We start from the raw sequence: 25,472 nt of genomic DNA, 5'->3' as shown, positions 1-25,472 counted from the left end.
CCCGTGGCGAAGACAGCAGCACCCAGACCAACTTTGCCGAAATGAAATTCGGCCATGTATTCAACTTGAAACGCGCCTTTGTCAGGCATTGCGCCCCAATGGGGCGCGGCCCGTCGGTCTTGCAGGAAAGAGGTTTTTCCAAGGAATCAGTTTGTCCGGGGGCGAGCCTCCTTTCCAAGTCCCGGTTGGCAGAGCGGGAACGTTCCGTCGCGGTTGCGGAGTGTGGTCAGTAACCGTTTCCGCTCAGGAACTCCCGGCGCACGGTCTGCAACAAGATGCGGATATCTCCCGCGATTGTCGCAGTGCGCGCGTATTCAATGTCTTTGTCGATACGGCCCTTGGCGGACGCGTAGGTCAGCGTCTCGCCCCGGAAACCATGCACCTGCGCGAGGCCGGTGATGCCCGGAAGCATGGTGTGGCGATCCATGTAGCGGGGATCGAAATCCTCGTAGCGGACGCCAGCCGCGATCATGTTCGGCACATGGGGCCGCGGCCCGACCAGCGACATGGTGCCCTGAAGCACATTGATGAGCTGCGGCAGTTCGTCGAACGAGGTCTTGCGAAGGACCCGGCCCAGCGGCGTGATGCGCGGGTCGCCCCTGGTGGTTTGTTTGACACCCGAGGTATCGCCCTGATGGACGCGCATGGTCCGAAACTTGTAGATCGAGAACAGCTGTCCGTTGAGGCCATAGCGGTCCTGCCGAAAGAACACCGGTCCCCGGCTGGTTGCCTTGATGGCGATTGCGCAGGTGATCAGGAAGGGCGCCAGAAAAAACAGGCCGGAGATCGCACCGAAAAGGTCAATTGCGCGCTTGCAGAAACGGAACGCAAGCGGCCTGGAAGCCAGCCCGATGGGCTGCCGCACGTCGCTCCGACCGATCTTTCGGGCGCGCAGGGTCTGTTCAACGGCGTCCGGGCCATTCAGCCGAACCCGGTGCCCGACGGGGCGTCCCTGGGTCCGTCGCGACGGCTGGAAGGCCGAAATTGCAGACCGCGACCGCTGCGTGGGCCAGGCCAGCAGCCGGCGCAAAACGCCAGCGCCGGAATATCGCGCCGTTCCGGAATTTTCGACGAAGTATCCCTTCGACAGATCACTCATAATTCCCACTCACTATTCATGGCACACGACATGACGGAAAGATCCTACGCACCAGGGGCGCTCGTCCCGTGGTCCGTGCCGCGCTATTTTAATTCAACAAATCGAGACGCTTGGCTTTGCGTTTCTGCAATCAGGCTTATCTGCCAAGCACGTCAGTCTCCCGCCAGGTGGCTCTCAGTTCCTCCGAATGGTGTCGGCACGCCAGATGTCGACACGTCAATTTCTCGCTGCTCAAAAGCCTCTGGTCTGTAAACTTTATCACACTTGCTAGCGTTAACTACCAACAATCGTCAACGAATGTTAACGCTTCGACTGCAACAGTTCTGTGAACAGTCTGTTTCGTCATGGATTGAGAGGATTTTCGTCACAATTCTGCCGTATGATTATTTCATGGGCGGCCTTGGTCTGCAGCGGATCCGGACATTCATGGTCACAGGTCGCAGGCTTGACCGGAACCCAGCCGATTTGCTCAATTGCTCAAGGTCCCGGCACATGCTGTGGCGAAATCGACGCAAGCGCCACAGGCCGCGGTGCAATCCGTGCCATCAGTTGTAAACTCGACCGCAAGCAGGAATCATGTTGAGAAATGCATGCTCCGGACCGCAGGGGCGTTCATCGGTCGGGACCGCAAAGGCGCCCAAGAGTGAATTTCAGGAGACGAGGATTATGGTTGATTGCTTTTGTCGGACGGGACGCACGATTCCCATGGTGGGGTATGTCCTTGCGGCGATCTCCTTCGCTGTAGGTGCCGACGCGGCCGTCTCTCAGGGATGGACCCAGCCCGACGGTATCGAAGATGGCGTCGTTGCGGTGGAGGCGGTGGCACTGTCCCCGGTCGCGGGCATCTTCGGTGAAAGCGCCTCCGGGACGCTGGAAGTGCGGTGCGAAGACAACCTGACGCGGGTTTCACTGTCGTTCGAGGGCACTTTCCTCAGCGATGTCGGGGATTACAGCCTGGTCACCCTGCGCCTCGACGATACGGCCCCTTACGCCACGCGACTGGAGAAGGGCGACGACCATAGCACGCTGCGCTGGCCGGTCGGGCGGGAATCGATCACCTTTCTCACCAAGGCGATGCCCGCAAACGAACTTGGTGTCACCCTGACCGCATTTACCGATGATCGGCTGGAAACCACGTTTTCGCTGGCCGGGTTGTCGGAGGCGATCGCGCCGGTTCGGGCCGCTTGCCGCTGGTAACGCCTGCCGTGCCCGTGATCTGCTTTCACCTTAAAGGGTGCGATAGCTGTCCGGCGCGTATCCGAATTCCGTGAAATCCGCGCGATAGAAGTCATGGACCAGGTCAGCCGCGGCGTCCGATATGGTCGTGGCCTTTTTCCGGGACGGATTGGCATGGGGAATGTCGCGCGCAGGTGGTATCTTCGTGATCCGCTGCAGATCCTCCATCAAGGCATCGAGTTGATCTTCGAGCCGGAACCAGCGGGTTCCCGGAATCCGAAACGCGACCTGGGGGCGGATGTGGTTGGAGTAGACATACGGGTTACGCCTGTAGGTGCGCAGGGTGGACCGGAGCCAGAGCTCGAAGGAAGGAGCCGGGAACCAGCGGTAGGGGCGGTGCCTGTGCTGCATCCTGTAATTGTACTCGCTGAGGATGCGCGCATAGGGGTTCCGGGTGACGCAGAAGGAATAGTCGAAGAAATCCGCTGCAAACAAATCCTCGATCAGGGCGCCATGGAAATGCTGCGGCACGCAGGGCAGGCCCGCCGTGTTGAGCTTCATCCGAAAGCTCTCGGAGGAATGGGCTGCAAGCGCCTCTTCGATGGATGTGCCGCCAGCCTTGGGAATATGGAGGAAGAGGATGACCTTTCCATTGATGCGGAAGATGGGCATGAATCAGGGTTTCCTGCGATTGGGATGGTCGGTCATCTGCGGCGAAGACGCCCGGCGATTGCATTGAGGGACTTGCGCTCCTCGCCAAGGGCGGCGGGCCAGAGCAGGTTCAGCGCCGCATAGATGCACAGGGCGAGGAGGCATCCGGCGCCAAGCGTCGGCAAGGGCGCCAGCGCCATTTCGTCGGCGATTGAATGGAGAGCATAGAGCGGAACCGCATAGAGAATGCCAAGCGCTGCATGCCGGGCGAGGGCGTGCAGGCCGGTGCTGACAGGAAGATTAAACACGATGTTCAACATAATGATACCATTGGAGAAACACAGAACGACTGCAAGGGTCGTGCCGATCGCGACCCCGGCGAGTCCGAACCGTGCGCCGACGAGTGCCCCGATGGCGACGAGGCCGGCATAGATCCATTGGAGCAGCGCGGCGTGATAGACAGCGCCGGTGGCGCGCAGCACAGTGCCCGTGAACTTGTAGGCGGTGCGGAAATACAGGGCACTCACCATGATCTGGAAGGGCAGGACAGCGGCGCCCCACTGGTCGCCCATAAGGACAAGAATGACTTCCCGTGCATTGATCGACAGCAGGATGGCGGCCGGGATCTGTGTGATTGCGGTAAGGGCGAGGGTCTTGTTGTAGGCCCGGGCCACCCGCGGCCGGTCACTCTGCACAGAGGCGAGAACCGGGAAGAGGACCTTGTCCGCCATGTTCCCGACGATGTTCGCCGGCTGGGACAGCAGAAGGTAGGCGCGGGAGTACTGGCCAAGCGCGGCGGTTCCGAGCAGCCGGCCGACGATCATGTAGTCGACGTTCAGCGCCACGTAATTCCCGATCTGCGTCAACGTGGTGCCGAGGCCAAACCGCAACATGCCGCCGAGGACTTTTACATCAAATCCGGGTCGGATGCGAAAGCCGCCGATGGCGATGAACAGTAGCGATTGCAGGGCCGCCTGCGCCAGTTGACCGGCGACCAGCGCCCAGACGCCATACCCGAGGACGGCCAGAAGGATCGCGACGCCCGCATACCCGGCAAGATAGCTGACAACCGTGATCGCGGCGAGCGCGCGAAACCCCATCTCGCGCTGGATGAGTGCTTCGGAGACGAGCCCTGCTGCGCGCAAGGGGAAGAGCAGGGCAAAGACCTGCACAATCGGCGGCAGGCTTGGCATCGCGTACAGTCGACCCAGCGGTTCGGCGAGCACAAAGACGATGGCACCGACCACAACGCCGGAGAACAGCGTGGCGGTCATCCCGGTGCGGATATGACTTTGGGTCAGCGTCTCGACCTGGACAATCGAGGGCGCGATCCCGATCTTTCCGAAGACCTCGGCGAGGGCGACAATGGTCAGCGCGGCGGCGACCAGCCCGAATTCGGAGGGCGTCAGCAGGCGCGACAGGATCATCAGCACGACGATCTTGAGCACGGCCTGCACGCTGCCACCGCCAAACATCCAAAGGAAATGCCCGAGGGAAGACTGGGTCAACGCCGACGTCCTGGCGCTGTCGGGGGGCTGCGAATCGGTCATAGGGCAATCATCTCCGGCTACGCAGAACTTGTCCGATAGCCGGTCGACTGTGCAAAAACTGGATCAAATACCGGGCTCCTGAAACTTCAACTAGTACACTTTGGCATCACTATTCCGGCGAAAACCCAGAATATGCACAATAGTTTTGACGCAGGCTTGAGCGTGGGGACGACATAGGTAATGCAAGTGCCGTGGTCAAATCGTTGGGAACCCCGTTTCCCGGCAATGCTTGTAATGTCTGGTGTGCCTTCCCGCGCGCCTGTCCTGTGTGACTCGTAGAGGTCGAAAGGAAGTCATGGCCACGACCACATCGCCAGATCTCCTGTTGTATGTTCCCACGCTCGATGGCGGCGGGGCCGAGCGCGTGTTCGTGCGGCTGGCCAACCACTATGCTGCGCAGGGGCGGTCGATCGCGCTTGCTGTAAATCGTCCGGATGGTCCGATCGCCGATCTCGTCGATGACGGCGTGCGGGTGATCCCGGTCGGTGCGGACAATGCGCTTCGGGGGGTGCCCCGGCTTGTCGGACTTCTGAAACGGGAACAGCCGCGCGCCGTGATCTCCGGCCTGACGACGGCGAACCTCGCAATGTCGATGGCGGCTCGATACATGGAGGCCTCGTCGGGGAGCCGACCACGGTTGATGGTCTGCGAGCGCAACGAGTTCACGACGGCCTCCCGCCGGTTGTCGCCGGTAAGGCGGCAGGTGTTCAGGTCGCTCGTGCGCAGGCTCTATCCGCGGGCGGATGTGGTCTCCGGCAATGCCTCTGGCGTGGCGGAGGATCTTGCGCGGGTGACCGGTATGGCCCCGGCGGCGATCAAGGTCATCCCCAACCCCTCGCCGGAGGCCGAGGATATCGCGGCCGCCCGGACCGCCCCGCCTCCGCACCCATGGTTCGCGGAGGATGTGCCGGTTGCCCTCGCGATGGGGCGCCTCGTCGCGCAGAAGGACTACCCGACGATGTTGCGGGCGCTTGCGCGGTGTGAGGTCCCGCTGCGGCTGATCATTCTTGGCGATGGCGGGGACAGGGCGGCGCTGGAGGCCCTTGTGCGCGAGTTGGACCTTGCCGAGCGGGTCTGCTTCGCCGGATTTCAGTTGAACCGCTTCGAATACCTCGCGCATTGCGACCTTTTCGTGATGTCGTCCCTGACCGAGGGATTCCCGAATGCGCTGATCGAGGCAATCAGTTTCGGCGTTCCGAGCGTGAGCACCGATTGTGCCGGTGGTGGCCCGTCGGACATCCTTGCTGAGGAATTGCCGGAGGCGCTGGTGCCCGTTGGCGACGCCGACGCGATGGCGCAGGCGATGGCCCGCCAGGTGTCGTCCGCCGCCGATCCGGCGCGGATCGCAGCAATTGCCGAGCGGTATACACTGGACAGCATTGCCGACCGGTTCATGGAGGAGGCACTGCCATGACACCTCCCCGCAAGGACAACCGCTCGGTGACGCCGCCGCGGTGGAGTTGGCAGACCCATCGGGACCGCCAGGAGATCGCGCCGGCGCTGGGGAAGGGGCCGCGTGATACCTACTGGAGGGTTCCCGGCGCCCGGCGTGTCGACACCGGACAGGCCACGGCGCGGCGATTGTCGATTTGGGACGCGGTTTCGGTCGCCTTTGCCGTGGCCGGCCTGTTCTACTTCTCCGGCTCGCTGGTGGCGCCGCTGACGCCGGAAGGTGCCGCGTCGTCGACCGCGGTTCAACTGCTGGGCCTGGGATTCGGCTTCCTGTCGTTCCTGGGGCTGATCGTCCGTCCCGGTGCGGTCACCCGCGCCTTCACCAAAGCCTGGCCGGTCCTGATCCCCGTGGCCCTCGCGATGCTGTCGATGACATGGTCCATCGACATCGGCGTGTCCCTTCGACGCGTGCTGGCCCTGCTCTTTGCCACGCTCTTCGGCTTGTGGATCGTGGATCGCTTTCCGCTGCACATCGTCCTGCCTCTGATCGCGTGGAGCGCCGTCCTGATCGTCGTTGCCAATGTCGTTACATCGCTCGCATTGCCGTCGATGGGGGTTCACCCGGGGACGACCGTGCAGGGAGAGCCGAATCCACACGCGGGGGCATGGCGCGGCCTCTTCGATCACAAGAACGACTTTGGCCGCATGATGGCCTTGTGCGTTTCCATCCTGTGGGTGGCCACCGGACCCGGGCAAAGGTGGCGACGTGTTCGCTGGGGGGCATTGGCGCTTGGCTACCTCGGTGTGGCGGGCTCCAACTCGGCACAGGCGGCGCTGCTCGCGGTCGCGGTCCCGATATTCGGCCACATCCTGTTTCTCCTGCGCCCGTTGTCCCCGTCGAAACGCGCAATGGTCGTTCTCATGGCCGGTCCGGTGATGGTGACGGGCTGGGTGTTCTATCAATTCGTCTTTGTCTTCGTGCTGTCGCTTCTGGGAAAGGACCCGACGCTGACCGGGCGAACCGAGATCTGGATCGGTGTCCTGCGCGCGCTGCAGGGGAACATGGGCCTTGGCGGCGGCTTCGGCGCGGGTTGGGACCTCGTTGGGGAGCGGCTGTACATCCTCATGGGGATCCGGATTGGACACGCACACAACGGGTTCCTCGACCTGATGACGGATCTCGGCGTGGTGGGGCTTTGCGTCATGCTGACATTCTACGTCTACCTGACCGTCCTTAGCGTGCACACAAGTTTCGGGGATCGGTTTCAGGATCTCGGAAGGCTCGGTTTTGCCGTTGCAACCTTCGCGTTGGTCGGGAATGGGGCGGCGTCGTTTCTCCTGTTGCACAACTCGATCTACTGGGTGCTGCCGGTTGTCTGCGTGGCGGCGATGCGCAGGGACAATCGCCGGCCGACCGCTTCCAGACGGGCGCCACCACCACGACCCGTGAAGAACATTTTTGCTTCATAGTTAAGGATTATGTCGTTCGGGGCAGGGGTTCACCGCCCGAACCGTTCTGTATCGCAAGGAACAAGTATGAGTATGACCCAAGGTCTTGACCCCCTCAGCGTACCGGCTGAACCGTTTGCAGAACGGTCAGCGCGGGCTGATGCCGCGCGGCGGGTGACCTTCCTGATCAACTCCATGGAAGGCGGCGGGGCAGAGCGGGCGATGGCCAACCTGTTGTCGCACCTCAGGCAGCCGCTGTCCGGGTGGGATGTCGAACTGGTGCTGCTCGACGATCTGCCTGTGGTCCAGGACATCCCCGAATGGGTCGATGTCGTGACGCTGGACGGCCGTGGATCGATGTTCCGATCCGCACGCCAGCTCGCCCGGCATCTGCGCCGAAATCCGCCGTCGGTCTGCGTCAGCTACCTTGCCCGGTCAAACTGCCTGAACGTGCTTCTTTCGCCGGTGTCGTCGCACCGGGCCGTGATCTCGGAGCGGGTGCAGACGTCCAGTCATCTCGCGACGTCCCGCGTCGGCGCGCTCTATCGCGGCATCACCCGCCTGGCCTATCCACGGGCGGCGTCGGTCATCGCTGTGAGCGGAGGGGTCGCCGACGACCTTGTCGCCAACTTTGCCGTGCCACGGGACAAGACCGTCGTGATCGGAAATCCTATCGATGCCGCGGCCCTCGAAACGGCTGCGCAGGAGCCGCCGGCCACCGCATTGCCCGATCGCTTCATCCTGGCGGTGGGTCGGATGGTCGTGAACAAGAACTTCGAAATGCTGATCGAAGGCTACGACCGGGTGCGGCCGGAAGAAGACCTGGTCATCCTTGGCGAAGGCCCGGAACGCCCGAAGCTGGAGGCCATGGTGTCGGCGCGCGGGTTGCAGGGCAGGGTGCATATGCCGGGCTTTGTGAAGAACCCCTATCCGGTCATGGCCCGTGCCGCCTATCTCGTATCCTGCTCCAATGCGGAGGGGTTTCCGAACACGATTATCGAGGCGATGACATTGGGCTTGCCCGTGATCGCCACCGATTGCCCCTCCGGTCCCTTCGACGTGCTGCGCGGCGAAGGTGCCCGCGAAGGTGGGAAAAGGGGCAACGCCCGGGACGGACTTTTGATCCCGATGAATGATGTTGATGCTTTGGCGGATGGAATGATGCACTATTCTGTTGCAGTGCAGCGTGCGGATTATGCCGCGCGTGCGAAGGAACGCGCTCGCGATTTTGGTGTCGAGACCGTCGTGGAGGCATATTTGAACGTGATCGAGGCGGACCAGCCTGTGGTTTCACGCCCGGAAAGGGATAGCTCACAATGACTTGCAACCAGTTCTGGCAGAGATCGCTCATGTCCGCCCTCGGGGGGCTGGCCCCGGCGTTTGCCCTGACTGTGGCGTTGCTTGCGTCCGGCGCCACAACGGCGCAGGTGGCGGGTGGTCCCGAGGAAGCGCGCGGCTATCCTCTCGGCGCGGGCGACGTGCTGAGCATCTCGTTTCTCAACAACCCCGAACTCAGCTTCGATGTTCCGGTCGAGTTCACCGGCTACGCGTCCTTTCCTCTTGCCGGGCCGGTTCTGGTCGCAGGGCGCACCATCGATGAACTGCGCGCCGAACTGCCCGTCGTCCTGACCGGGGTGAAGCTGCGCGAGAGTGCGGGGAACGCAACGCATTGGCGTTCGGTCGAGGATGAGGAAATCCTGGTTTCGGTAAAGCACTATCGGCCCATCGTGGTTTCTGGCGATGTGCGTCGACCCGGCGAGGTGCCGTTCACTGTCGGGATGACTGTCCGGGAGGCGGTTTCCAAGTCATTGGGCGTGGGCAGTCTGTCGAGGCCCGATGGGCCGAGCACGATCGTGGACGACTTCAAGAACCGCGCGAATCTGGGCAATGCCATGGTGGAGCGCGCGGTTCAGCGTGCACTTCTTGACGGCCGGGCAGCGATTGCGGCAGAGGACATCGCCGTTCCGACGGGAGCAAACCTCCCGCGCGACCGGTTGGTGCAGCGGGCATCGGCACGGCTGGACGCCGCGATCGACCTTCTGGAGGAGCAGCAAGAACAGCGCGACCGGCAGGTTCTGGCTGCCCGGGAGGCGGTGATGGATGCGCTGGTCCGGGCCGAGGAGCTTGCCAGAGAGCAGGTCGTGGAATCGGAAAACGTCGCGCGGCTTGAGCGGTTGCTGACACGCAGCCTCGCCTATTCGGGATCGCTCGTGCAGGCGAAGCGAAACGACCTGAAGGCCGCCGAAATCGCCCGATCCGCGCGTGACGCTGTGGACGAAGCACGGTTTGCCTGGAGCGCGCTTCAGGGGACCCACCGGATCGAGACGCTTTCCCTCCGGCAGGAGTGGCTGGACCGGCTGGGAGAACTGGACGGCGAGATCGACGTCCTGTCGGCGGCCCTGTCCGAAGGGTCGGTGCAGGCCGCAACGATTACCCTCTACCGCAAGCTGCGGGACCAAACTCGTCAGGGAGCGGTGTCGATGGACGACCACCTCATGCCGGGTGACCTGATCGAAGTGGAGATTTCCCTTGTCGGTCAATAGGGACGAAATTCAACAGGACCATATTTTTAACATGTCATTGCACGACAATTGCGAACTTGAATCTGGAGCGATATGATGGACGTCAATCGAATTACACTTCAAGGCGGTCGCGTCCTGCCGGAAGCGTCAGAGCAAGCTCCGATGTTCGATTTCGGATCCGCGCTTCGCGTTCTGAAGCGCCGGTCCGGTGTCATCGTTTTCGTGACCTCCCTGTTTCTGGGGCTCGGGTTTCTTGCCGCCGCGCTCGGCGTTGACCGCTATACCGCAGGGTCGACCGTCCTTCTGGAGGCGCCGTCGCTCACGCCCTTCGGCGGCGATGATCTCTACAAGGCAACCAAGTTCGACAACGTTACCATCGAAAGCCAGATGCAAGTGATCCGCTCGCCGCTCTTGCTGTCGCAGGTGGTGGAAGACCTCAACCTCAGCGAGCGGGAGATTTTCTGGGAGCCGAGACGAGGGGCCGTGAAGCAGTGGATTCTGGACCGCAAGGACCAGGTGACGTCCTTCGCGGCGGAGACGCTGGGTCCGGAGTTGGCCGGACGGTTGGGTCTGGTCCCCGCCGAGGACCCCCTCTCGGATGCGGAGCTGTTCCAGGCCGCCGTGCGGAAACTGCGTGACGACATTGCGGTGACCCGAAACGGTGTCACCTCGGTGCTTGGGGTCAAGGCAACGGCCAACTCGGCGGAACTGGCCGCGGACATAGCCAACGCCGTGACCCAGACCTACGTTGTTCGGCGCTACGACATGCGGCGCGCGTCCGCCGAAGAAGCTTCGGGGTGGTTCGAGGCGCGGATGCAGGAGCTTGCCCAGCAGGCCGCGCAGGCAGAGGCCGAGTTGAGCGCCGTGGGCACCTCCGAGCCGGCGTCTGGCGGGCCCGCCAATACCGAAGAGGTTCGGCTGCAATTGCGCAATGCGATCACCGGGCGACTGAGTGCCCAGTCCCGCTTCGATCAGATCAACCTTGCCCTGCGCTCCAAGGTGCCGCTTGAAGTCCTGCCGCAGCGTCTTGCAACGGATTCGTTTGCCCCGCTCTACGATGCCTACACGGCCACTAACGACGTTGCCGAGCGGCAAGCGCTCAATGCAGAGGCGATGGGGTTGATGGTTGACCTGAGGGACGACGCCCGCGCCGCGCTCGACACTGCGCAAGCCCAGGAGGCCGATGCCCGTGCTGCGCTGTCCGCCGCCACCGGCATCGAACCGGATCAAAGCGACGGTGGCGAGGTTTCGCTGCTCGAAAGCGAGGCCCGGATCTATCGCCAGATGTATGAGACGTACACCACGACCTACTTGCGCACCAAGGAACTGCAGACATTTCCGACGGTTGATGCCTCCGTCATCGCCATGGCGGAGCCGCCCGAGGGCGCGACCGGCCCGGGTGGCATGAAGCTTCTGCTGGTGTCGGGATTGCTTGGGCTGACACTCGGAAGCGGCATTGCCTTCGCCCGCGAAGCGCGGGACCCGCGGTTGCGGACCCGCTCGGCGCTGTCGCGCTCGGTGGGTGCGCCGGTTCTGGGCCTGCTCCCGCCGCCCGAGAAGAATGTAACGCCGAATCTGGGCCCGGAGGTCTCGGTGGAGGCGCCACAGGTCGGGCGCGTCGAGCGTGCGCAGGGCGCGGTCGAGGGCACGGATGTTCTCTACCTCGTTCCCTCGCATCAGATGGCGGTTGATGCGCTTGAAAGCGAAATGTCGATCACGTTGACCAATCCCCTGTCGATCTATGCCGACACGATCCGTCGCGTGCGCGTCGCCTTCGACAATTACTTCGCCCCGAACATCGGCAAGCGGGGCTCGGTGATCGGGTTCATTTCGGAGGACCACGGCACGTCCCGCCCGACCGCTGCGATTAACTACGCAGAGATGGTGGCCGTCGGGGGACAGCGGACGTTGCTGATTGATTTCGACTGGCTGGAGGCCTATCTCAGCCACTCGATCACGCCGAATGCCAAGTTTGGCGTGCCCGACCTGATGTTCACGGCCGGCGACAATTTCTCGGAAGAACTGGCATTCTGGGTGGATGAACGGACGGGGCTGCATTTCGTTCCCAATCGGGCGATGAGCGATACCGACACCATCGGTCCGGCCGTGTTCGACTCCGGCCGGTTGATCAAGCTTGTCCATGAACTGTCGACGAAGTTCGATCTGATCGTGATCGACTTCCCGGCGCTGGGGAGTTCGGTCAACGCGGCCGCGCTTTCACCGGTTGTCGACGGGTTCGTCTGCACCGCGGATTGGGGCAAGTCGGACAAGAAAGCCTTGGCCAAGGCCATGGCGACATGCGGCGTACCGCAGGAAAAGGTCGTTGGTGCCATCATGAGCGGCGTCACGGAAGACGAGATCGCCCGCTATGAAGCGACCGGTTGATCGGGGGGACCTGTCGATGTTGCCTTCCGTCATCTTCGTTGGCCCGACCAAGTGCGGCACCACCTGGGTCGACAGCTATCTCCGCACGCGTTCGGATGTTGTCCTGCCGACCGACACCAAGGAAACCTTCTTCTTCGACAAGGTGTTCGAACGGGGCAAGGGCTGGTACGAGAAGCAATTCGCGGACCGCCCCGGTATCGCCGTCGAGGTCGCTCCTTCGCTGTTTCACAAGCCCCAGGCACGGTCGAATCTCGCACAGACGCTGCCGCAGGCCCGGATCGTGGTGATCTACCGCGATCCCCTTGATCGTGCCGTGTCACATTACTTCCACTATCGGAAAGAGGGCGCCCGGGCCATGCCGATCCGGGAGATGGCGGAGATCCACCCCGACATCGTCGATGCGGGCATGTTCCACAAGAACGCAATGGCGTGGGAGGAACTCTTCCCCGGCCAGGTCTCCTACTTGCGGTACTCTGATCTGCGGCAGGACGTGCGCGGTTTCTGTACACGCCTGTGCGCGACGATTGGCATTCCCGACACGGTTCCCCCCGATCAGGCGTTGTCGGATCGCAAGGTAAATGCCGCCTCAGTTCCGCGCTCCGCCGGTCTTGCGCGGATCACACGTCGCGGTGCCGAGTTCGCGCGCCGGGTCGGGGCGCATGGGCTCGTCAATCGTCTGCGGAGCACATCTTTGAAAGGTGCCGTTTTTTCGGGCGGTGAAGACGTTGAAGCTGAGCGCGAAGGCATTCGGGCAGAGGTTGGCGCACTGTCGGAGGCGCTGTGTCGTGACCGTATTGCTTTCGAGAAAATGCTCGATGAACATCTGTCCTTGCCTCGGGGGCGGCAGAACGACGGTAGTCAGATCGATGCGGACGTCATCGCCGACTCCCGGGGTGAAAACCCAAAAACGATCTGTTTCAAATGTGATGACAATGTGAGTGGCTAGTCGTGTTTCTGATGAGTAAATCGAATTTTTACATAAATACGTGGGTCTTACCCGCTGTTGTTGCGGCGGCGGGCACGTTGGTGTCTTCCAGTGCGGCGGTCGGTCGGATTTCTATCGCGAATTGGCGAAGTGACCGAAATCGCGTACAAATGTTGTTAAGGATTTTTAAAGGGCGCGATTCTGCGGTCGTGTCCTCTTTGTTTATGTCGGGAGCTCCCTGTGTTTGATCTCAATAGCCCGTTTCGTGGTGACAGCTCTTTGCCTGACCCGGTGATTACCAAGCCACGGGACAGCGATACTCTCTATTCTTATTACGATCCCGCCGGAGCGCTGATGGGCAGCGTGTTGATCCGGGAAGAAGGCGACACCACGATCTACAGGTTCTTTGACGGCAACGGCGTTCGGCTCGGGGCGGTGGAGGAGCGGGTCCAGCCGGGTCTGACCGACCTGAAGGTCTTTGACGCTGCCGGTGACCTGGTGTCGCGCGAGCGGACCACGTCGCGGGACGAGTATACACTCCATGAAACCTGGGATGAGACCGGGTTCACAGGTGCGCGAAAGACGATCCATACGGACACCACCGAGGGTGTCCAGATCTATGATGATGGCTGGAAGCTGATCTCCGCCCATCTGGAAGTCGACAATGGCACGGGCACGACGCAGGAGGCCGATTATGGGCCGGGCTGGTTCGTGGTCTGGCGCAAGACCGTCGAGGTCAAGGGCAACGTCACGACGACCACGATCGAGGAAAACGGCGCCGGCAATATCGTCAGTGGCGAGAAGGTGACAGTGAAGGAATCCTTCACCCTGATCGAGAGTTTCGGCCCGGGCTGGACCCTGACCGGTGCAAGGAAAATGATCCATACGGACACCACCCAGGGTGTTCAGATCTATGATGGTGACTGGATACTGATCTCCGCTCATCTGGAAGTCGACAACGGCGACGGCATGACCCAGGCGGCCGATTACGGGCCGGGCTGGTTCGTGGTCTGGCGCAAGACCGTCGAGGTCAAGGGCAACGTCACGACGACGACCATCGAGAGGAACGGTGCCGGCAATATCGCCAGCGGCAAGAAGGTGACCGAGAAGGCTGCCTTTACCCTGATCGAGACCTTCGGCCCCGGCTGGACCCTGACCGGTGCGGTGAAGAAGATCCACACCCCGACGAAAACCGGCAAGCAGATCTATGACGCGGAGTTCAACCTGCTCTCTGCATCCCTCGTCATTATCGAGGGCAACCGGCACGTGACCGAGGAGTACGGCAAGGACTGGGAACTCATATCGCGCCTGCGCGTGACCACGACGGAAAACAAGGTCTCGACGGAGTATCTCACCGGAAAGAATGCCGAATTGCAGTGGCGCACGCAGTATTACGGCGAAGGCCCCAAGGACGAGAACAAGTTCGTCGTTTTCAAGGGCGATGGTGATTTCGAAGGGACGTCCGTTCGCGATGTCATGCGCGGTGACAAGGGCGATGACATTTTTGTCGGCAAGGCGGGCGATGACGATCTGCGTGGTGGAGATGGCGACGACCGCCTTGAAGGTGGCAGGGGCGACGACCGGGCCGAAGGTGGCAAGGGGTCCGATACCCTGCTTGGCGGACTTGGCGATGATCGTCTTCGCGGTGGAAACGATGCCGACCTGATCCAGGGTGGTGACGGAGACGACAGGATCGAGGGCGGTCGCGGTGATGACACGCTTCTTGGTGGCGCCGGAAAAGATGACATCAAGGGCGGGTCGGGCGATGACACCATCGAAGGTGGTCTCGGTGCAGACAAGCTGTCCGGTGGCAATGGCGACGATACGATCCGTGGCGGCGATGGCAATGACGATATCGGCGGTGGTTCCGGCAGGGACTCGATCCGTGGCGGCGATGGCAATGACGAGATCGGCGGCGGCAACGGGGATGATGCGATCCGCGGCGGCGATGGCGATGACGACATCGACGGCGGTTCCGGCCACGACCTTCTGATCGGCGGCAGCGGGGCCGACAAGGTTCACGGCTCCAACGGCAAGGACCGCCTGATTGCAGGCGGTGACGGTGACACCTTGTCCGGTGGCAGCGGGGCGGACGTCTTTGTGTTCGGTTTCACCAGTGGCGGCTCCGGCGATGTTGTGACCGATTTTTCGAAAGGGTCCGACAAGATCGAATGGCACTCGCCTACGTCGTCCACCACCTTCACGGCGGGCTTCGTGCCGGGCCTCAGCGATCAGTTGTACATCGTCGAAAAGTCCGGCGACAGCATCGTGAAATTCGATGCGGATGGCGACGGTTCACCGGAGTATTCCTTCGTGATCGAAGGCGTGACCGGGCTTGATGCCGGAGACTTCATCTTCTGATCATCTTCCACGCGATGAGCGATCTATTTTCGGGTGCTGGCCGCACACGTCGGCTGGCCCGCGAGGACCTCGTCCGGCTGGCGGTCGCAACCTGTGCCCTGCGCGGAGCGGGCCGGGCAGCTAGCCCTTCCGCCTGCGTCGCCTGCGTGCCCCCGGCCCGGATTCGCCGCCTCCGGTATTGAAGCTGACCTGCGGCAAGGTCACGACCTTGGCGAGTTCGGGAAAGGGATCGGTTGCGTGGGGTAGGGCGTTGGCGGCGATGAAATGCTCCTGGAACCGCGGTTCGATGGCCGTCTCGACCTTGGTGAAGTCCCGAACCAGCCGTTCTATCCGCGCACGTGACGCCCGGTTGAGCAGCGCGATCCGGGCCCCGGTGCCGGCGGCATTGCCGGCGGAACTGACAGCATCAAGCGGCGCGTCGGGGATCATGCCGAGCACCATGGCATGGCGCGCGCTGATATGGGCGCCGAAGGCTCCGGCCAGCACAACCCGATCGACAGTATCGACACCGAACTCGTCCATGAGCAATCGCGCGCCGGCATAGAGCGCGGATTTGGCCAGTTGGATGGCTCGGATATCGCCCTGCGTGACGGTGATCCGGGGGCCGCCGTCGGCACTGCCATCGTGGATCAGGTAGGCATGTGTGCGTCCGTCGGGCTCGCATCGGGATGTGCCGGTCTGATCCGCGGACCCGATGAGGCCGGAGGGGTCCAGCAACCCGGCGCTGCGCATCTCGGCCACGGCCTCGATGATTCCCGATCCGCAGATACCGGTGACGCCGGTCACGGCTGTTGCGAGGTCGAAGCCCTCCTCGTCGGACCAGAGCTCGGACCCGATCACACGGAAGCGCGGTTCCTTGGTCGTGGGGTCGATCTCGATCCGTTCGATGGCGCCGGGGGCCGCCCGCTGGCCGGAACTGATCTGTGCCCCTTCGAACGCCGGTCCCGTGGGGGAGGAGCAGGCCAACACGCGTTCACGATTGCCCAGGAGGATCTCCGCATTGGTGCCGACATCGATGACAAGCGTCAGCGGCTCGGCCTCGTTCGGCGCTTCGGATAGCGCGACGGCGGCGCAATCGGCGCCAACATGACCGGCAATGCACGGCAGAATGTAAACCTGTGCCTGGGGATGCAGCGGCGCGAGGCCAAGGTCGCTTGCGGGCAGGGACAGGCTGTCGGAGGTTGCCAGCGCGAAGGGCGCCTGGCCCAGCTCCACCGGGTCCAGCCCCAGCAGCAGGTGATGCATCACAGGATTGCACACGAACACCGTTTCCACGATCCCCTGTGGGGCGATGCCGGCCTCCGACGCGATCTCTTCCGCCAGGTCGCAAAGCGCCTCCCGCACCGTGCGGGTCATCTCCGCATCGCCGCCGGGGTTCATCATCGCGTAGGACACGCGGCTCATGAGGTCTTCGCCAAAGCGGATCTGCGGGTTCATGATGCCGGAGGAGGCCAGAACCTCGCCCGTCGAGAGATCGCAGAGGTGCCCGGCGATGGTGGTGGAGCCAAGATCGACCGCGAGCCCATAGAGCGGGCCCTCGTGATAGCCGGGCCAGATGTCGATCAGCCGTGCCGGTCCCGTATGGGCCTGGTGAATGGCGACGGTCACCTGCCACTTTCCCTTCCGCAAGGTCGGCTGTAGCCGCGCGAGAACCGGCAAGGGGACGTCCACGGTTTCGATGCCCCAACTCTCGCGCAGCGCGTCCTGCAACCGTTGCAGATCGCCGGAGGGGTCGTGCATGTCCGGTTCGGCCACTTCCACGAGGTAGAGGCGCGTCGCCGGGTCCATCTCGATCGCGCGTTCGGTTGCGGCCTTGCGGACCACCTGGCGGTGCATCTGACTTTCGGGGGGGACGTCGATGACGACATCGGATTGAATCGTCGCCTGGCAGCCAAGCCGCCGCCCCGGCTTCAGCCCGCGCTTGTCGTCATAGCGTTGCTCCACCTTGTTCCAGTCGGAGAGCGCATTTTCCGCGACAGCGACGCCGTGTTTGGGGAATTCGCCGAAAGACGGTGTGATCTGGCACTTGGAGCAGATCCCGCGCCCGCCGCAAACCGAGTCCAGATCCACGCCCAACTGGCGCGCCGCCGTGAGCACCGGCGTTCCGACTGGAAAACGGCCGCGCTTTCCGGAGGGGGTGAAGATCACGAGAGGGTCGGTCATGGAATGTCCTGTTGTCGTCCGGACCCGGGAAGTAGCGAGTTTTCACCCGCTTGGCGAGGCCGAGGCAAGCACCTGCCGGCCCGGGTCGTTCGCGGCGGCGTGGGCGACGTAGCGCACGTCGGAAAAGCACCCGGTCGCGAAGGTGTAGAAGAAGCTCGCCGGTTCGTCCTGCGCGAAGGCGCCATGCACGGCCAGCCCCGGGATGAAGATCGCCGTTCCCGGCAACAGGTCGTAGGCAAGGTCATCCACCATCACCCGCACCCTGCCGAAAAGCCCGAAGTAGACCTCCGCCTGTTCGTGGCGATGCAGGTTCAGGCTGTCTCCGGCATTCAGGTAGGCAACCCCGCATGTCATGTGATCGGTGCAGGTCCGATCGGCCGTGAACAGCGTCCGCCATTTCACACTGCCGAAGGTCGGATCCTGGAACTGTTCGAGCGGAAGCTCGGGCGTGTGGACAACAACCGTGGAGGTTTGCCGAATCCCTGACATGGGCCTGTTCCTGTTCGCGTGGTCCTTCCTGTGCCGGAGAAGATGAGGGCGCGCGGGGCATCTGTACGTCCCCGCAGCGTCACGACGTGGCCTGTTCGCGTCACCCGCGCCTGCGACGGCGCCCCCCACGACCGCCGCCGCCACCGGCTGCCGGCGCCTTGTTGAGGCGGATCCAGTTGCCGCCGGACGGATCGTGATCCAGCAGGAAGTCGGCGGCCCGGATCGAAAGAACCTCGTCCGAGGCGACACCGACCTTCGGCGAAAGACCGAGCAGCGGCGCGAGCTTGGCGACGTCTATCCCCTCGGGCACCATGACGCCCAGATCGGCGAGCCTTGCAAGACGCTCCTTCACAAGGTCCTCGGCAGGCGCCATGCCAAGCAGCGGTGCCAGCGCGCCAAGATCGACGTCCTCGGCCGCGGTCACGCCAAGCGCCTTCAGCGCGTCGAGCCGTTCGCTGACGTTCTTTCTCGTCCGCGGCATGGCAACCGGGTTCATGATCGCAGAGGTCATGCCGGCCGCCGAGGCCATCGCCAGAAAGGCGTTATTGATGCCGTGGCGGTTCGGCAGGCCGAAGGAGATGTTGGAGGCACCGCAGGTCGTGTTTACCCCCAACTCCTCGCGCAGGCGCCGTACGAGGGCGAAGACCTGAAGCCCGGCAGTGCCCATCGCGCCGACCGGCATGACCAGCGGATCAACCACGATGTCGTGGGCGGGGATGCCAAAATCGGCGGCCCGCTCGACGATCTTCTTGGCGACCGCGAAGCGCACGTCGGGGTCTTCGGAGATCCCTGTGTCGTCGTTCGAGATTGCCACCACGGGCACATCGTATTTCTTCACCAGCGGAAGGATCGCTTCGAGCCGCTCTTCCTCGCCGGTGACGGAGTTCAGCAGCGGACGGCCCTCGACCTCTTCAAGGCCGGCTTCCAGCGCGGCCGGAACGGAACTGTCAATGCAGATCGGGGTGTCGGTCAGCGACATCACCTTCTGCAACACCTGCCGCATCAACGGCGGTTCGGTCTCGTTCGGGTTTGGGTTGGAGTTGTAGACCACGCCCGCGTTCACATCGAGAACCTGTGCTCCGCAGGCGACCTGCTCCATCGTGTCCTTTTCGACGGTCGAGAAATCGCCGGCCTCCAGTTCGGCTGCCAGCTTCTTGCGGCCGGTCGGGTTGATCCGCTCCCCGATGACGCAGAACGGTTCGTCAAAGCCGATTGTCACTGTTTTTGTTTTGCTCTCGACAACGGTGCGCGTCATGCGGCCATCCCTCTCAATTGATCTATTTGTTCCGTCAGCGCCGGGTCGGCGAAGTCGGAAAGTGTGGCGGCCGCTCCGGCGGCGCGCAGTTTCTCGTCGTTCAGCATCGAGCGCAGCCCGATGGTTTTCAGTCCTGCCGCAACGGCCGAGCGAATGCCTGGCGGGCTGTCCTCGAAGGCAAGTGAGGCGGATGCATCGGCGTCGAGCCGGCGCAGCCCTTCGAGGTAGGGCGCGGGGTCCGGCTTGCCGCGGGCACATTCATCTCCGATCACAAGTGCCTGAAAACGATCTGAAATCCCAAGTGCATCCAGCACGGCCTCGGCATTGTCGCGCGGCGCGTTGGTGACCACACCGAGCCCCCAGCCCATCTTGTCGGCAAGGTCCAGAAGCGCCATGGTGCCGGGAACCTGCGGATAGCCTGCTCCAAGCCGCTTGCGGTACTCGGCTTCCTTCAGGTCGCCCCAGGCTTGCGCATCCTCGCCCGGGCACAGATCGGCGAAAATGTCCTTGTTCAGCCGCCCATGCAGCTTGTCCCGGTAATATGCGAAGTCGATATCGACACCGCGCGGGGCGAACAGGTCGGCAAAGACCTGCGCGTGCAGCGCGTCGGAGTCGATCAGTGTTCCGTCCAGATCGAACAGCAATGCGGTTTTCATGTATGCTCTCAGCCAGTTGCGGCGGCGGCCTGACCTGCGGCCCCGCCATGTTCGGCCGTCCAGCCGGCCGTGGCCTTGATACCGCCGAGCGGGAAGAAGTGCACCCGCGAGATGTTGAATTCCGGGTTTGCAGCCTTGTGGAGGGCGAGCTCGCTCAGGATTTCGGTTGGCTCGAAAGGCATGACCAGCTTGGTCACATCCCGCGCACGACGCTGGAGCACCCGCAGCGAGGGACCGACACCGCAGGCAACGGCGAACTTGATCATGGTCTGCAACTTCGCCGGACCGGCAATGCCGATATGGATCGGCAGGGTGATGCCGGCCTCCCGAAGCGTGTCGGCCCAGGCGATCACCGGCGCGGATTCGAAGGCAAACTGCGTGGCAATCGCCATGCTGGCATCCGTGTTCCTGGAAAACTCCTGCTTCCAGCGAAGAGCGTCCATCACGATCTTGGTGCCGCCGTCGGGGTCGATGTCGCGATTGCCTTCCGGATGGCCGGCGACGTGCAGGTGGGTGAAGCCTGCCGCATCGAAGAGGCCGGTCTCCAACAGCGCCATCGAAGAGTCGAAATCGCCGCGCGGCGCATCGACACCGCCTGCCAGCACCAGCGCCTGCTTGACGTCGGCCTCGCCCTGGTACCGTGCAATCCAGTCGGCAAGGGTGGCCTTGTCCTTGATGATCCGCGCCGGAAAATGCGGCATCACCGGGAAGCCCTCCGACGTCAGCCGCCGTGCGGTCGCGACCATGTCGTCGATCGGTGTGCCGTCGATATGGGCGATGTAGACGCGGGTGCCGGCGGGAAGGAGAGTGCGGAAATCGTCGACCTTCGCGGCCGTCCGCGGCATGACCTCGATCGAGAAGCCCTCCAGGAAGGATTGCAGTGCGGCGGTGCTGTCGATGCGGGTTTCCCGCTTTCGGAACGGTAGCAGGGCCATGGCGGCCTCCCATATGCGTGCCGTGGTCAATCCCATCCGGCGTTGGCGATCAGGCTTTTCAGGCGGTCGGTGTCGTATTCTGCATCAAGGCGCGCGGCTTCCGATGCGGCGACCTCGGCCGGGTCGCCGTCGACAGGGTAGGGCGCGGCCTTGCGCCATTCGGACAGGTAGGCATCCGAATCCCGGGCGCCGGTGGCCATGGCGCAGCGGTCGATGGCCTGCTCGAACCGTTCGGGCAGCGGGGCCTTCGATCCGCGGCGGCCCTTGCCGACGATGACCTGGGCCGGGATGTCGCGCCAGTAGACAAGGGTGACGTCGGGCATGTGACTCGTGTGTCCTCTGCAGATCTCTTCTTTCCCCTTTACGCGGCGCAAGGCCGCAAGAAGGGGCGAAATTCGACATCGCAGGATTCACCTGCGACCAACCGCCGGCAGGAAACGCCAACGCAAATCAGGGATAGCGGCGCAACAGGGGACAGGCCAGACGTAGCCGCCGTCGAATCCTGCATGATGATCATGAGTCCCATGCGCGCTGCGGGGTTGCGCGATGGCCGGGCGGGGGCTACCCTGACACCAACTTGAAATGGAGGGCGTGAGATGGCGCCCAAGCGTCCCATCGGTGCGGGCGCGTTCCCCAAGGCGGTTGTAACCCCCGCGCCCAAACCTGTGGATCCCGTGGCGACCTACGCTGCGCTGGATCTCGGTACGAACAGTTGCCGCATGCTGGTGGCCCAGCCGAAAGGGTCGCAGTTTCATGTGGTCGACAGCTTCTCCAAGTCGGTGCAGCTCGGCACCGGGTTGGAGGCGAGTGGCCGGTTGTCGCGTTCCTCCATGGCGCGAACCGTGCAGGCCATGAAAATCTGCAAGTCCAAGTTCCAGAAGCACAAGGTTCAGCGCATGCGGCTGGTGGCCACCGAGGCCTGCCGCAGGGCCCGCAATGCCCGCGACTTCATCCGGCTTGTGCGGCGAGAGACGGGGCTGCGGCTCGACATCATCCAGCCGGAGGAGGAAGCGCGCCTGGCGGTGGTATCCTGTGCCCCGCTGGTGTCGGTGAAGACCGAGCAGTTGCTTGTCGTGGATATCGGTGGTGGCTCGACGGAGTTGGTATGGATCGACCTGTCCCGGGTGCCCGGGCCAGAACGTCCGCGTGCGATCATGCGACTGCACAAGGGGTTCACGCATGGCGACAACCCGTTCCCGACCGCGAAAGTGGTCGACTGGATCTCGGTCCCGCTGGGTGTTGCCACGCTGAAGGATCATTTCCGGGACGTCGACGACGATTCCGCCCGTTTCGCGCTCATGAGCTGGTATTTCGAGGAGCAGCTTGCGGCGTTTTCCCCGTATTCCCATGAACAGGCGCGCGAAGGGTTCCAGATCATCGGTACGTCCGGTACGGTCACCACGGTCGCGGCAAGTCACCTCGGGCTGCGCCGATATGATCGGACCAAGGTGGATGGCCTGCGTATGACCTCCGATCAGATCGATACGGTGATCTCGAATTACCTGAAACTTGGCGAGGCCGGCCGGCGCGCCGATCCGCGTATCGGCCGGGACCGGCAATCCCTGATCATGTCCGGTTCGGCAATTCTGCAGGCGCTGATGCGGGTCTGGCCGACCGATCGGTTGTCGGTTGCGGATCGCGGGCTGCGTGAAGGGCTGCTTTACGCGCAGATGTCTTCCGACGGGGTTCTGGAAGACGGGCCATTCTGAACGGGTCCTCTGGCGGCGGATAAATGGCGGCCAATGGCACGATGGGTCCTTGCAATCCTAGTCTGTCTGGAAATATCCCCGCCACAGGCATGAAATCTGGTGTCGCGGACGCATGGGGCGCGAAATGGCAAAAAAGACAAGCGGACGCGGGCAAAGGGACCTTCGGGTCAAGGTGAAGTCGGCGCGCGGACGCAAGCTGAGCTCGACGCTTTGGCTGGAACGTCAACTCAACGACCCCTACGTCGCGCGCGCAAAGCGCGAAGGGTACCGCGGCCGCGCGGCGTTCAAGATCCTCGAACTGGATGACAAGTATCGGTTTCTGGTGCCGGGGGCGCGCGTGGTCGACCTCGGCTGTGCGCCGGGAGGCTGGTGCCAGGTCGCGGTCACACGGGTCAATGCGCTGGGGGAGAAGTCCGGCAAGGCCGTTGGAACGGTGCTTGGCGTCGACCTGCAGGAGGTTGAGCCGATCGCCGGAGCCGAGTTGCATGTTCTGGATTTCCTCGAGGATGGTGCCGACGACAAGGTGAAGGCCTGGCTGGGCGGCGAGGCGGATGTGGTCATGTCGGACATGGCAGCGGCGTCCTCCGGCCACAAGCAGACCGATCACCTCCGGATCATCGCATTGTGCGAAGCCGCGGCGGAGCTTGCCTTCGACGTGTTGTCTCCCGGTGGCACATTCGTTGCAAAGGTTCTGGCGGGCGGGGCGGAGGGTAGCCTGCAGGCCTTGCTGAAGCAGCGTTTCCAAAAAGTCGTGAACGTGAAACCCCCGGCGAGCCGGTCGAACTCCTCGGAGAAGTTCGTCGTCGCCACAGGATTCAGGGGCAGGGCTGACGACGCGGCGGACGGCTAGCGCAGGACGAAAGCGATTGCTGCCCAGAATGCCACAATTCCCCCGGGGCCGGAGTGACCGAAGACGACAGTCGCCAGCGCCAACGCTGACAGTATTCCGCCGATGAGCAACGCCTGATCCGCGGGATGGAGCGCGGTGATGCGCGCCTCGACCTCCTCCTCTGTCAGGCCGACGACCAGCCCACAGAGCAGGAACAAGGCCGCCCCGCGACAGGAGCACGCGATGTGGCGAGGAATGTTCGACAGCGGCAGCAATGGCAACTCCAGCGAGAATCGGTTGACTTTCAGCAGTTTGAACTTGTCCGGGTTGCGATCGCGTTAACGATTTGTTCCCGCCGTGTTCTCGTGGAGCCCCCCGCCAACGGTTCGGACATATCGCGGTATCCGCCGGTGAGACCTGAACCCGTGTTTTCGATCCTCCGCAGATCGTTTGGAGGAGGATCCGCCATGTCACGGTGTATCCCGTCTCTTGATTTCAGTTGCTGGCCTGTCTTCGATGTCTGCGCTTGTGCAAGGTGGCGGGGCCAGATTCATCCGCCAGTGCCGGTTGCATCCGGCGTGCTCGACCCGCACCGGGTATCTTGCGCGCTGAATGGATGTCAGAACAACGGCCATTCGACTCTTGGGATTTTCGTGTCAAGACATTGCTTTGGTGCACTTTGACGATATGAAGGATCATGCCCGCAGCAGCTGCGGGACGTTGCAACCTGAGGATCGCCCATGCTGCCCTGTTTCCGCACCGTAAAACCCTTCCTCGTCGCAACGGTCCTGGCGGCCGGCGCGGTATCGGCATCGGCGCAGGACGGTGCGCCAACGGTCAAGGTCTCGGTGGCGGCAGCCTACACGGAGGACCTGATCGACGAGGTGAGCTTCATCGGCCGGGGCGAAGCGATCGACAAGGTGGATATCGTAGCCAGGGTCAATGGTTTCCTGCAAGATGTGATGGTCGGGGACGGGCAGGCGGTCGCGGAAGGTGACCTTCTGTTCCGGATCGAACCGGATGCCTATCAGGCGACGCTGGAGGCGCGAAAGGCGGATCTCGCCCGGGCCGAGGCGAGCCTCGAGCTGGCCGGCATTGAGCTGACACGGAAGCAGGAACTGGTGAACCGGCAAGCGTCGCCCCAGAGCGAGGCTGATGTCGCGCGCGCCAACGAGAAGGTGGCAGAGGCGGAGGTGCAAGCCGCTCAGGCCGCCATCCGGGCCGCCGAGCTTGATGTCAGCTACACCGAGATCAGCGCGCCATTCCCCGGCAGGATCGGTGCCGTGGAACGCAGCGTCGGCGATATCGTCGGCCCGAACACGCCAGCGCTTGTCACGCTGGTACGTGAGCAACCGATGGAGGTGGTATTCTCGCTCTCCGAGAAGCAGTACGTGGCACTGCTTGAACAGATTGGCACCCACGCGACAGACGAGGCGTTCCATGAGAGAACGCCGGACGTCTTCGTGACCCTGCCCAATGGCAACCGCCTCGAGGAGGCAGGCCGCGTCGTTTTCATCGACAACCGGATCGACCCGACGACCGGCACAATTGCCCTGCGGGCGCGGTTCGAAAACGAGGGCCGGTTCATCCTCGACGGCTCCTTCATCGATGTCACCATTCAGGCGATGGAACCGTCGCAGAAGCTGCTGATCCCGTTGGCGGCGGTGCAGCGCGACCAGCGCGGCGACTTCGCTCTGATCGTCAAACCAGACCAGTTGGTCGAGCAGCGCTACATCACACTCGGGCGGCAACACGAAACATCGGTTGTCGTGGCAGACGGCATGCAGGAAGGCGAAATGGTCATCGTCGAGGGGTTGCAAAGGGTGCGACCGGGGGTGAGCGTCGAGTCCGTGCTGGCCGGGTCTCCTGCTGAGGGCAGCGCACCGGCCGAAGACGGCCAGTCCGACACCAGCGCCACGGAGTGAT

At 63.1% G+C, this 25,472-nt stretch carries 21 protein-coding genes; 11 read left to right on the top strand and 10 right to left on the bottom strand.

Features of this window, described 5'->3' with window-relative positions:
- Window positions 1-226 precede the first annotated feature (226 nt).
- Entirely contained in the window at window positions 227-1,099 is an 873-nt protein-coding gene (locus tag CLV78_RS04590) for a sugar transferase (RefSeq protein WP_106203549.1), read from the bottom strand.
- 666 nt (window positions 1,100-1,765) lie between these two features.
- Here CLV78_RS04590 and CLV78_RS04585 point away from each other — a divergent pair.
- Window positions 1,766-2,296 (top strand): type VI secretion system-associated protein TagO, encoded by a 531-nt coding sequence (locus CLV78_RS04585; RefSeq protein ID WP_158263420.1) that lies wholly within the window; start codon window positions 1,766-1,768, stop codon window positions 2,294-2,296.
- A gap of 30 nt (window positions 2,297-2,326) precedes the next feature.
- Here the strand turns inward: CLV78_RS04585 and CLV78_RS04580 are convergent, their stop codons facing one another.
- Both CLV78_RS04580 and CLV78_RS04575 read right to left on the bottom strand, forming a co-directional pair.
- Entirely contained in the window at window positions 2,327-2,947 is a 621-nt protein-coding gene (locus CLV78_RS04580) for a sulfotransferase family 2 domain-containing protein (RefSeq protein WP_106203547.1), read from the bottom strand.
- Window positions 2,948-2,979: 32 nt separating this feature from the next.
- Window positions 2,980-4,434 (bottom strand): lipopolysaccharide biosynthesis protein, encoded by a 1,455-nt coding sequence (locus CLV78_RS04575; protein ID WP_211300936.1) that lies wholly within the window; start codon window positions 4,432-4,434, stop codon window positions 2,980-2,982.
- A 337-nt stretch (window positions 4,435-4,771) separates the two neighbouring features.
- On the opposite strand from CLV78_RS04575, the gene CLV78_RS04570 reads away from it, so the two are divergent.
- The 7 genes from CLV78_RS04570 (at window position 4,772) to CLV78_RS04540 (ending at window position 15,510) form a co-directional block, all read left to right on the top strand.
- Window positions 4,772-5,890 (top strand): glycosyltransferase, encoded by a 1,119-nt coding sequence (locus CLV78_RS04570; RefSeq protein ID WP_106203545.1) that lies wholly within the window; start codon window positions 4,772-4,774, stop codon window positions 5,888-5,890.
- Window positions 5,887-7,338, top strand: a complete 1,452-nt coding sequence (locus tag CLV78_RS04565) for an O-antigen ligase family protein (RefSeq protein WP_106203544.1) — start codon at window positions 5,887-5,889, stop codon at window positions 7,336-7,338. The genes CLV78_RS04570 and CLV78_RS04565 overlap by 4 nt, the downstream gene beginning before the upstream one ends.
- A 66-nt stretch (window positions 7,339-7,404) precedes the next feature.
- Complete coding sequence (locus CLV78_RS04560; RefSeq protein WP_211300935.1) at window positions 7,405-8,637, top strand: glycosyltransferase; 1,233 nt, start codon at window positions 7,405-7,407, stop codon at window positions 8,635-8,637.
- Between the two features lie 29 nt (window positions 8,638-8,666).
- Window positions 8,667-9,860, top strand: coding sequence for a polysaccharide biosynthesis/export family protein (locus CLV78_RS04555; RefSeq protein ID WP_158263418.1), 1,194 nt, complete (start codon window positions 8,667-8,669; stop codon window positions 9,858-9,860).
- Window positions 9,861-9,935: 75 nt separating this feature from the next.
- On the top strand, window positions 9,936-12,224 hold the full coding sequence (locus tag CLV78_RS04550; RefSeq protein ID WP_158263417.1) for a hypothetical protein: 2,289 nt from the start codon (window positions 9,936-9,938) through the stop codon (window positions 12,222-12,224).
- Entirely contained in the window at window positions 12,208-13,170 is a 963-nt protein-coding gene (locus tag CLV78_RS04545; RefSeq protein ID WP_106203540.1) for a sulfotransferase, read from the top strand. The genes CLV78_RS04550 and CLV78_RS04545 overlap by 17 nt, the downstream gene beginning before the upstream one ends.
- A gap of 219 nt (window positions 13,171-13,389) precedes the next feature.
- Entirely contained in the window at window positions 13,390-15,510 is a 2,121-nt protein-coding gene (locus CLV78_RS04540; protein ID WP_146136631.1) for a calcium-binding protein, read from the top strand.
- A 120-nt stretch (window positions 15,511-15,630) separates the two neighbouring features.
- On the opposite strand, the gene CLV78_RS04535 is transcribed toward CLV78_RS04540, so the two are convergent.
- The 6 genes from CLV78_RS04535 to CLV78_RS04510 all read right to left on the bottom strand — a co-directional run bounded on the left by CLV78_RS04535 (window position 15,631) and on the right by CLV78_RS04510 (window position 21,331).
- A complete protein-coding gene (locus CLV78_RS04535; RefSeq protein WP_106203538.1) occupies window positions 15,631-17,673 on the bottom strand; it encodes an ASKHA domain-containing protein in 2,043 nt (680 codons plus the stop codon).
- Window positions 17,674-17,715: 42 nt separating this feature from the next.
- Window positions 17,716-18,162 (bottom strand): cupin domain-containing protein, encoded by a 447-nt coding sequence (locus CLV78_RS04530; RefSeq protein WP_106203537.1) that lies wholly within the window; start codon window positions 18,160-18,162, stop codon window positions 17,716-17,718.
- Between the two features lie 100 nt (window positions 18,163-18,262).
- Window positions 18,263-19,417, bottom strand: a complete 1,155-nt coding sequence (locus CLV78_RS04525; RefSeq protein WP_106203536.1) for a dihydropteroate synthase — start codon at window positions 19,415-19,417, stop codon at window positions 18,263-18,265.
- The gene (locus CLV78_RS04520) at window positions 19,414-20,073 is read right to left on the bottom strand and encodes an HAD family hydrolase (protein ID WP_106203535.1); all 660 of its coding nucleotides are present in this window, start codon (window positions 20,071-20,073) and stop codon (window positions 19,414-19,416) included. Before CLV78_RS04520 ends, CLV78_RS04525 begins: the two co-directional genes overlap by 4 nt.
- An 8-nt stretch (window positions 20,074-20,081) precedes the next feature.
- Entirely contained in the window at window positions 20,082-21,008 is a 927-nt protein-coding gene (locus CLV78_RS04515) for a methylenetetrahydrofolate reductase (protein WP_106203534.1), read from the bottom strand.
- Window positions 21,009-21,034: 26 nt separating this feature from the next.
- Window positions 21,035-21,331, bottom strand: coding sequence for a virulence factor (locus CLV78_RS04510; protein ID WP_106203533.1), 297 nt, complete (start codon window positions 21,329-21,331; stop codon window positions 21,035-21,037).
- A gap of 273 nt (window positions 21,332-21,604) precedes the next feature.
- Between CLV78_RS04510 and CLV78_RS04505 the strand changes: the two genes are divergently transcribed.
- Window positions 21,605-22,717 (top strand): Ppx/GppA phosphatase family protein, encoded by a 1,113-nt coding sequence (locus tag CLV78_RS04505; RefSeq protein WP_106203532.1) that lies wholly within the window; start codon window positions 21,605-21,607, stop codon window positions 22,715-22,717.
- Between the two features lie 124 nt (window positions 22,718-22,841).
- Window positions 22,842-23,567 (top strand): RlmE family RNA methyltransferase, encoded by a 726-nt coding sequence (locus CLV78_RS04500; protein ID WP_106203771.1) that lies wholly within the window; start codon window positions 22,842-22,844, stop codon window positions 23,565-23,567.
- Here the strand turns inward: CLV78_RS04500 and CLV78_RS04495 are convergent.
- On the bottom strand, window positions 23,564-23,764 hold the full coding sequence (locus CLV78_RS04495) for a hypothetical protein (RefSeq protein ID WP_146136630.1): 201 nt from the start codon (window positions 23,762-23,764) through the stop codon (window positions 23,564-23,566). The two genes, CLV78_RS04500 and CLV78_RS04495, sit on opposite strands and share 4 nt — an antisense overlap.
- A gap of 522 nt (window positions 23,765-24,286) precedes the next feature.
- On the opposite strand from CLV78_RS04495, the gene CLV78_RS04490 reads away from it, so the two are divergent.
- Complete coding sequence (locus CLV78_RS04490; protein ID WP_106203530.1) at window positions 24,287-25,471, top strand: efflux RND transporter periplasmic adaptor subunit; 1,185 nt, start codon at window positions 24,287-24,289, stop codon at window positions 25,469-25,471.
- Window position 25,472: the final 1 nt, after the last annotated feature.

Source organism: Aliiruegeria haliotis (assembly GCF_003003255.1).
GTDB lineage: Bacteria > Pseudomonadota > Alphaproteobacteria > Rhodobacterales > Rhodobacteraceae > Tropicimonas > Tropicimonas haliotis.
Note: the sequence above shows the minus strand (reverse complement) of the source record. Positions and strands in the feature narration are given on the sequence as shown.

Excerpts from the sequence above, each read along its gene's own strand:
- CLV78_RS04590 (WP_106203549.1), bottom strand. The coding sequence starts at position 1,099 with ATGAGTGATCTGTCGAAGGGATACTTCGTCGAAAATTCCGGAACGGCG.
- CLV78_RS04585 (WP_158263420.1), top strand. The coding sequence starts at position 1,766 with ATGGTTGATTGCTTTTGTCGGACGGGACGCACGATTCCCATGGTGGGG.
- CLV78_RS04580 (WP_106203547.1), bottom strand. The coding sequence starts at position 2,947 with ATGCCCATCTTCCGCATCAATGGAAAGGTCATCCTCTTCCTCCATATT.
- CLV78_RS04570 (WP_106203545.1), top strand. The coding sequence starts at position 4,772 with ATGGCCACGACCACATCGCCAGATCTCCTGTTGTATGTTCCCACGCTC.
- CLV78_RS04565 (WP_106203544.1), top strand. The coding sequence starts at position 5,887 with ATGACACCTCCCCGCAAGGACAACCGCTCGGTGACGCCGCCGCGGTGG.
- CLV78_RS04560 (WP_211300935.1), top strand. The coding sequence starts at position 7,405 with ATGAGTATGACCCAAGGTCTTGACCCCCTCAGCGTACCGGCTGAACCG.
- CLV78_RS04555 (WP_158263418.1), top strand. The coding sequence starts at position 8,667 with ATGTCCGCCCTCGGGGGGCTGGCCCCGGCGTTTGCCCTGACTGTGGCG.
- CLV78_RS04550 (WP_158263417.1), top strand. The coding sequence starts at position 9,936 with ATGGACGTCAATCGAATTACACTTCAAGGCGGTCGCGTCCTGCCGGAA.
- CLV78_RS04545 (WP_106203540.1), top strand. The coding sequence starts at position 12,208 with ATGAAGCGACCGGTTGATCGGGGGGACCTGTCGATGTTGCCTTCCGTC.
- CLV78_RS04535 (WP_106203538.1), bottom strand. The coding sequence starts at position 17,673 with ATGACCGACCCTCTCGTGATCTTCACCCCCTCCGGAAAGCGCGGCCGT.
- CLV78_RS04530 (WP_106203537.1), bottom strand. The coding sequence starts at position 18,162 with ATGTCAGGGATTCGGCAAACCTCCACGGTTGTTGTCCACACGCCCGAG.
- CLV78_RS04525 (WP_106203536.1), bottom strand. The coding sequence starts at position 19,417 with ATGACGCGCACCGTTGTCGAGAGCAAAACAAAAACAGTGACAATCGGC.
- CLV78_RS04520 (WP_106203535.1), bottom strand. The coding sequence starts at position 20,073 with ATGAAAACCGCATTGCTGTTCGATCTGGACGGAACACTGATCGACTCC.
- CLV78_RS04515 (WP_106203534.1), bottom strand. The coding sequence starts at position 21,008 with ATGGCCCTGCTACCGTTCCGAAAGCGGGAAACCCGCATCGACAGCACC.
- CLV78_RS04510 (WP_106203533.1), bottom strand. The coding sequence starts at position 21,331 with ATGCCCGACGTCACCCTTGTCTACTGGCGCGACATCCCGGCCCAGGTC.
- CLV78_RS04505 (WP_106203532.1), top strand. The coding sequence starts at position 21,605 with ATGGCGCCCAAGCGTCCCATCGGTGCGGGCGCGTTCCCCAAGGCGGTT.
- CLV78_RS04500 (WP_106203771.1), top strand. The coding sequence starts at position 22,842 with ATGGCAAAAAAGACAAGCGGACGCGGGCAAAGGGACCTTCGGGTCAAG.
- CLV78_RS04490 (WP_106203530.1), top strand. The coding sequence starts at position 24,287 with ATGCTGCCCTGTTTCCGCACCGTAAAACCCTTCCTCGTCGCAACGGTC.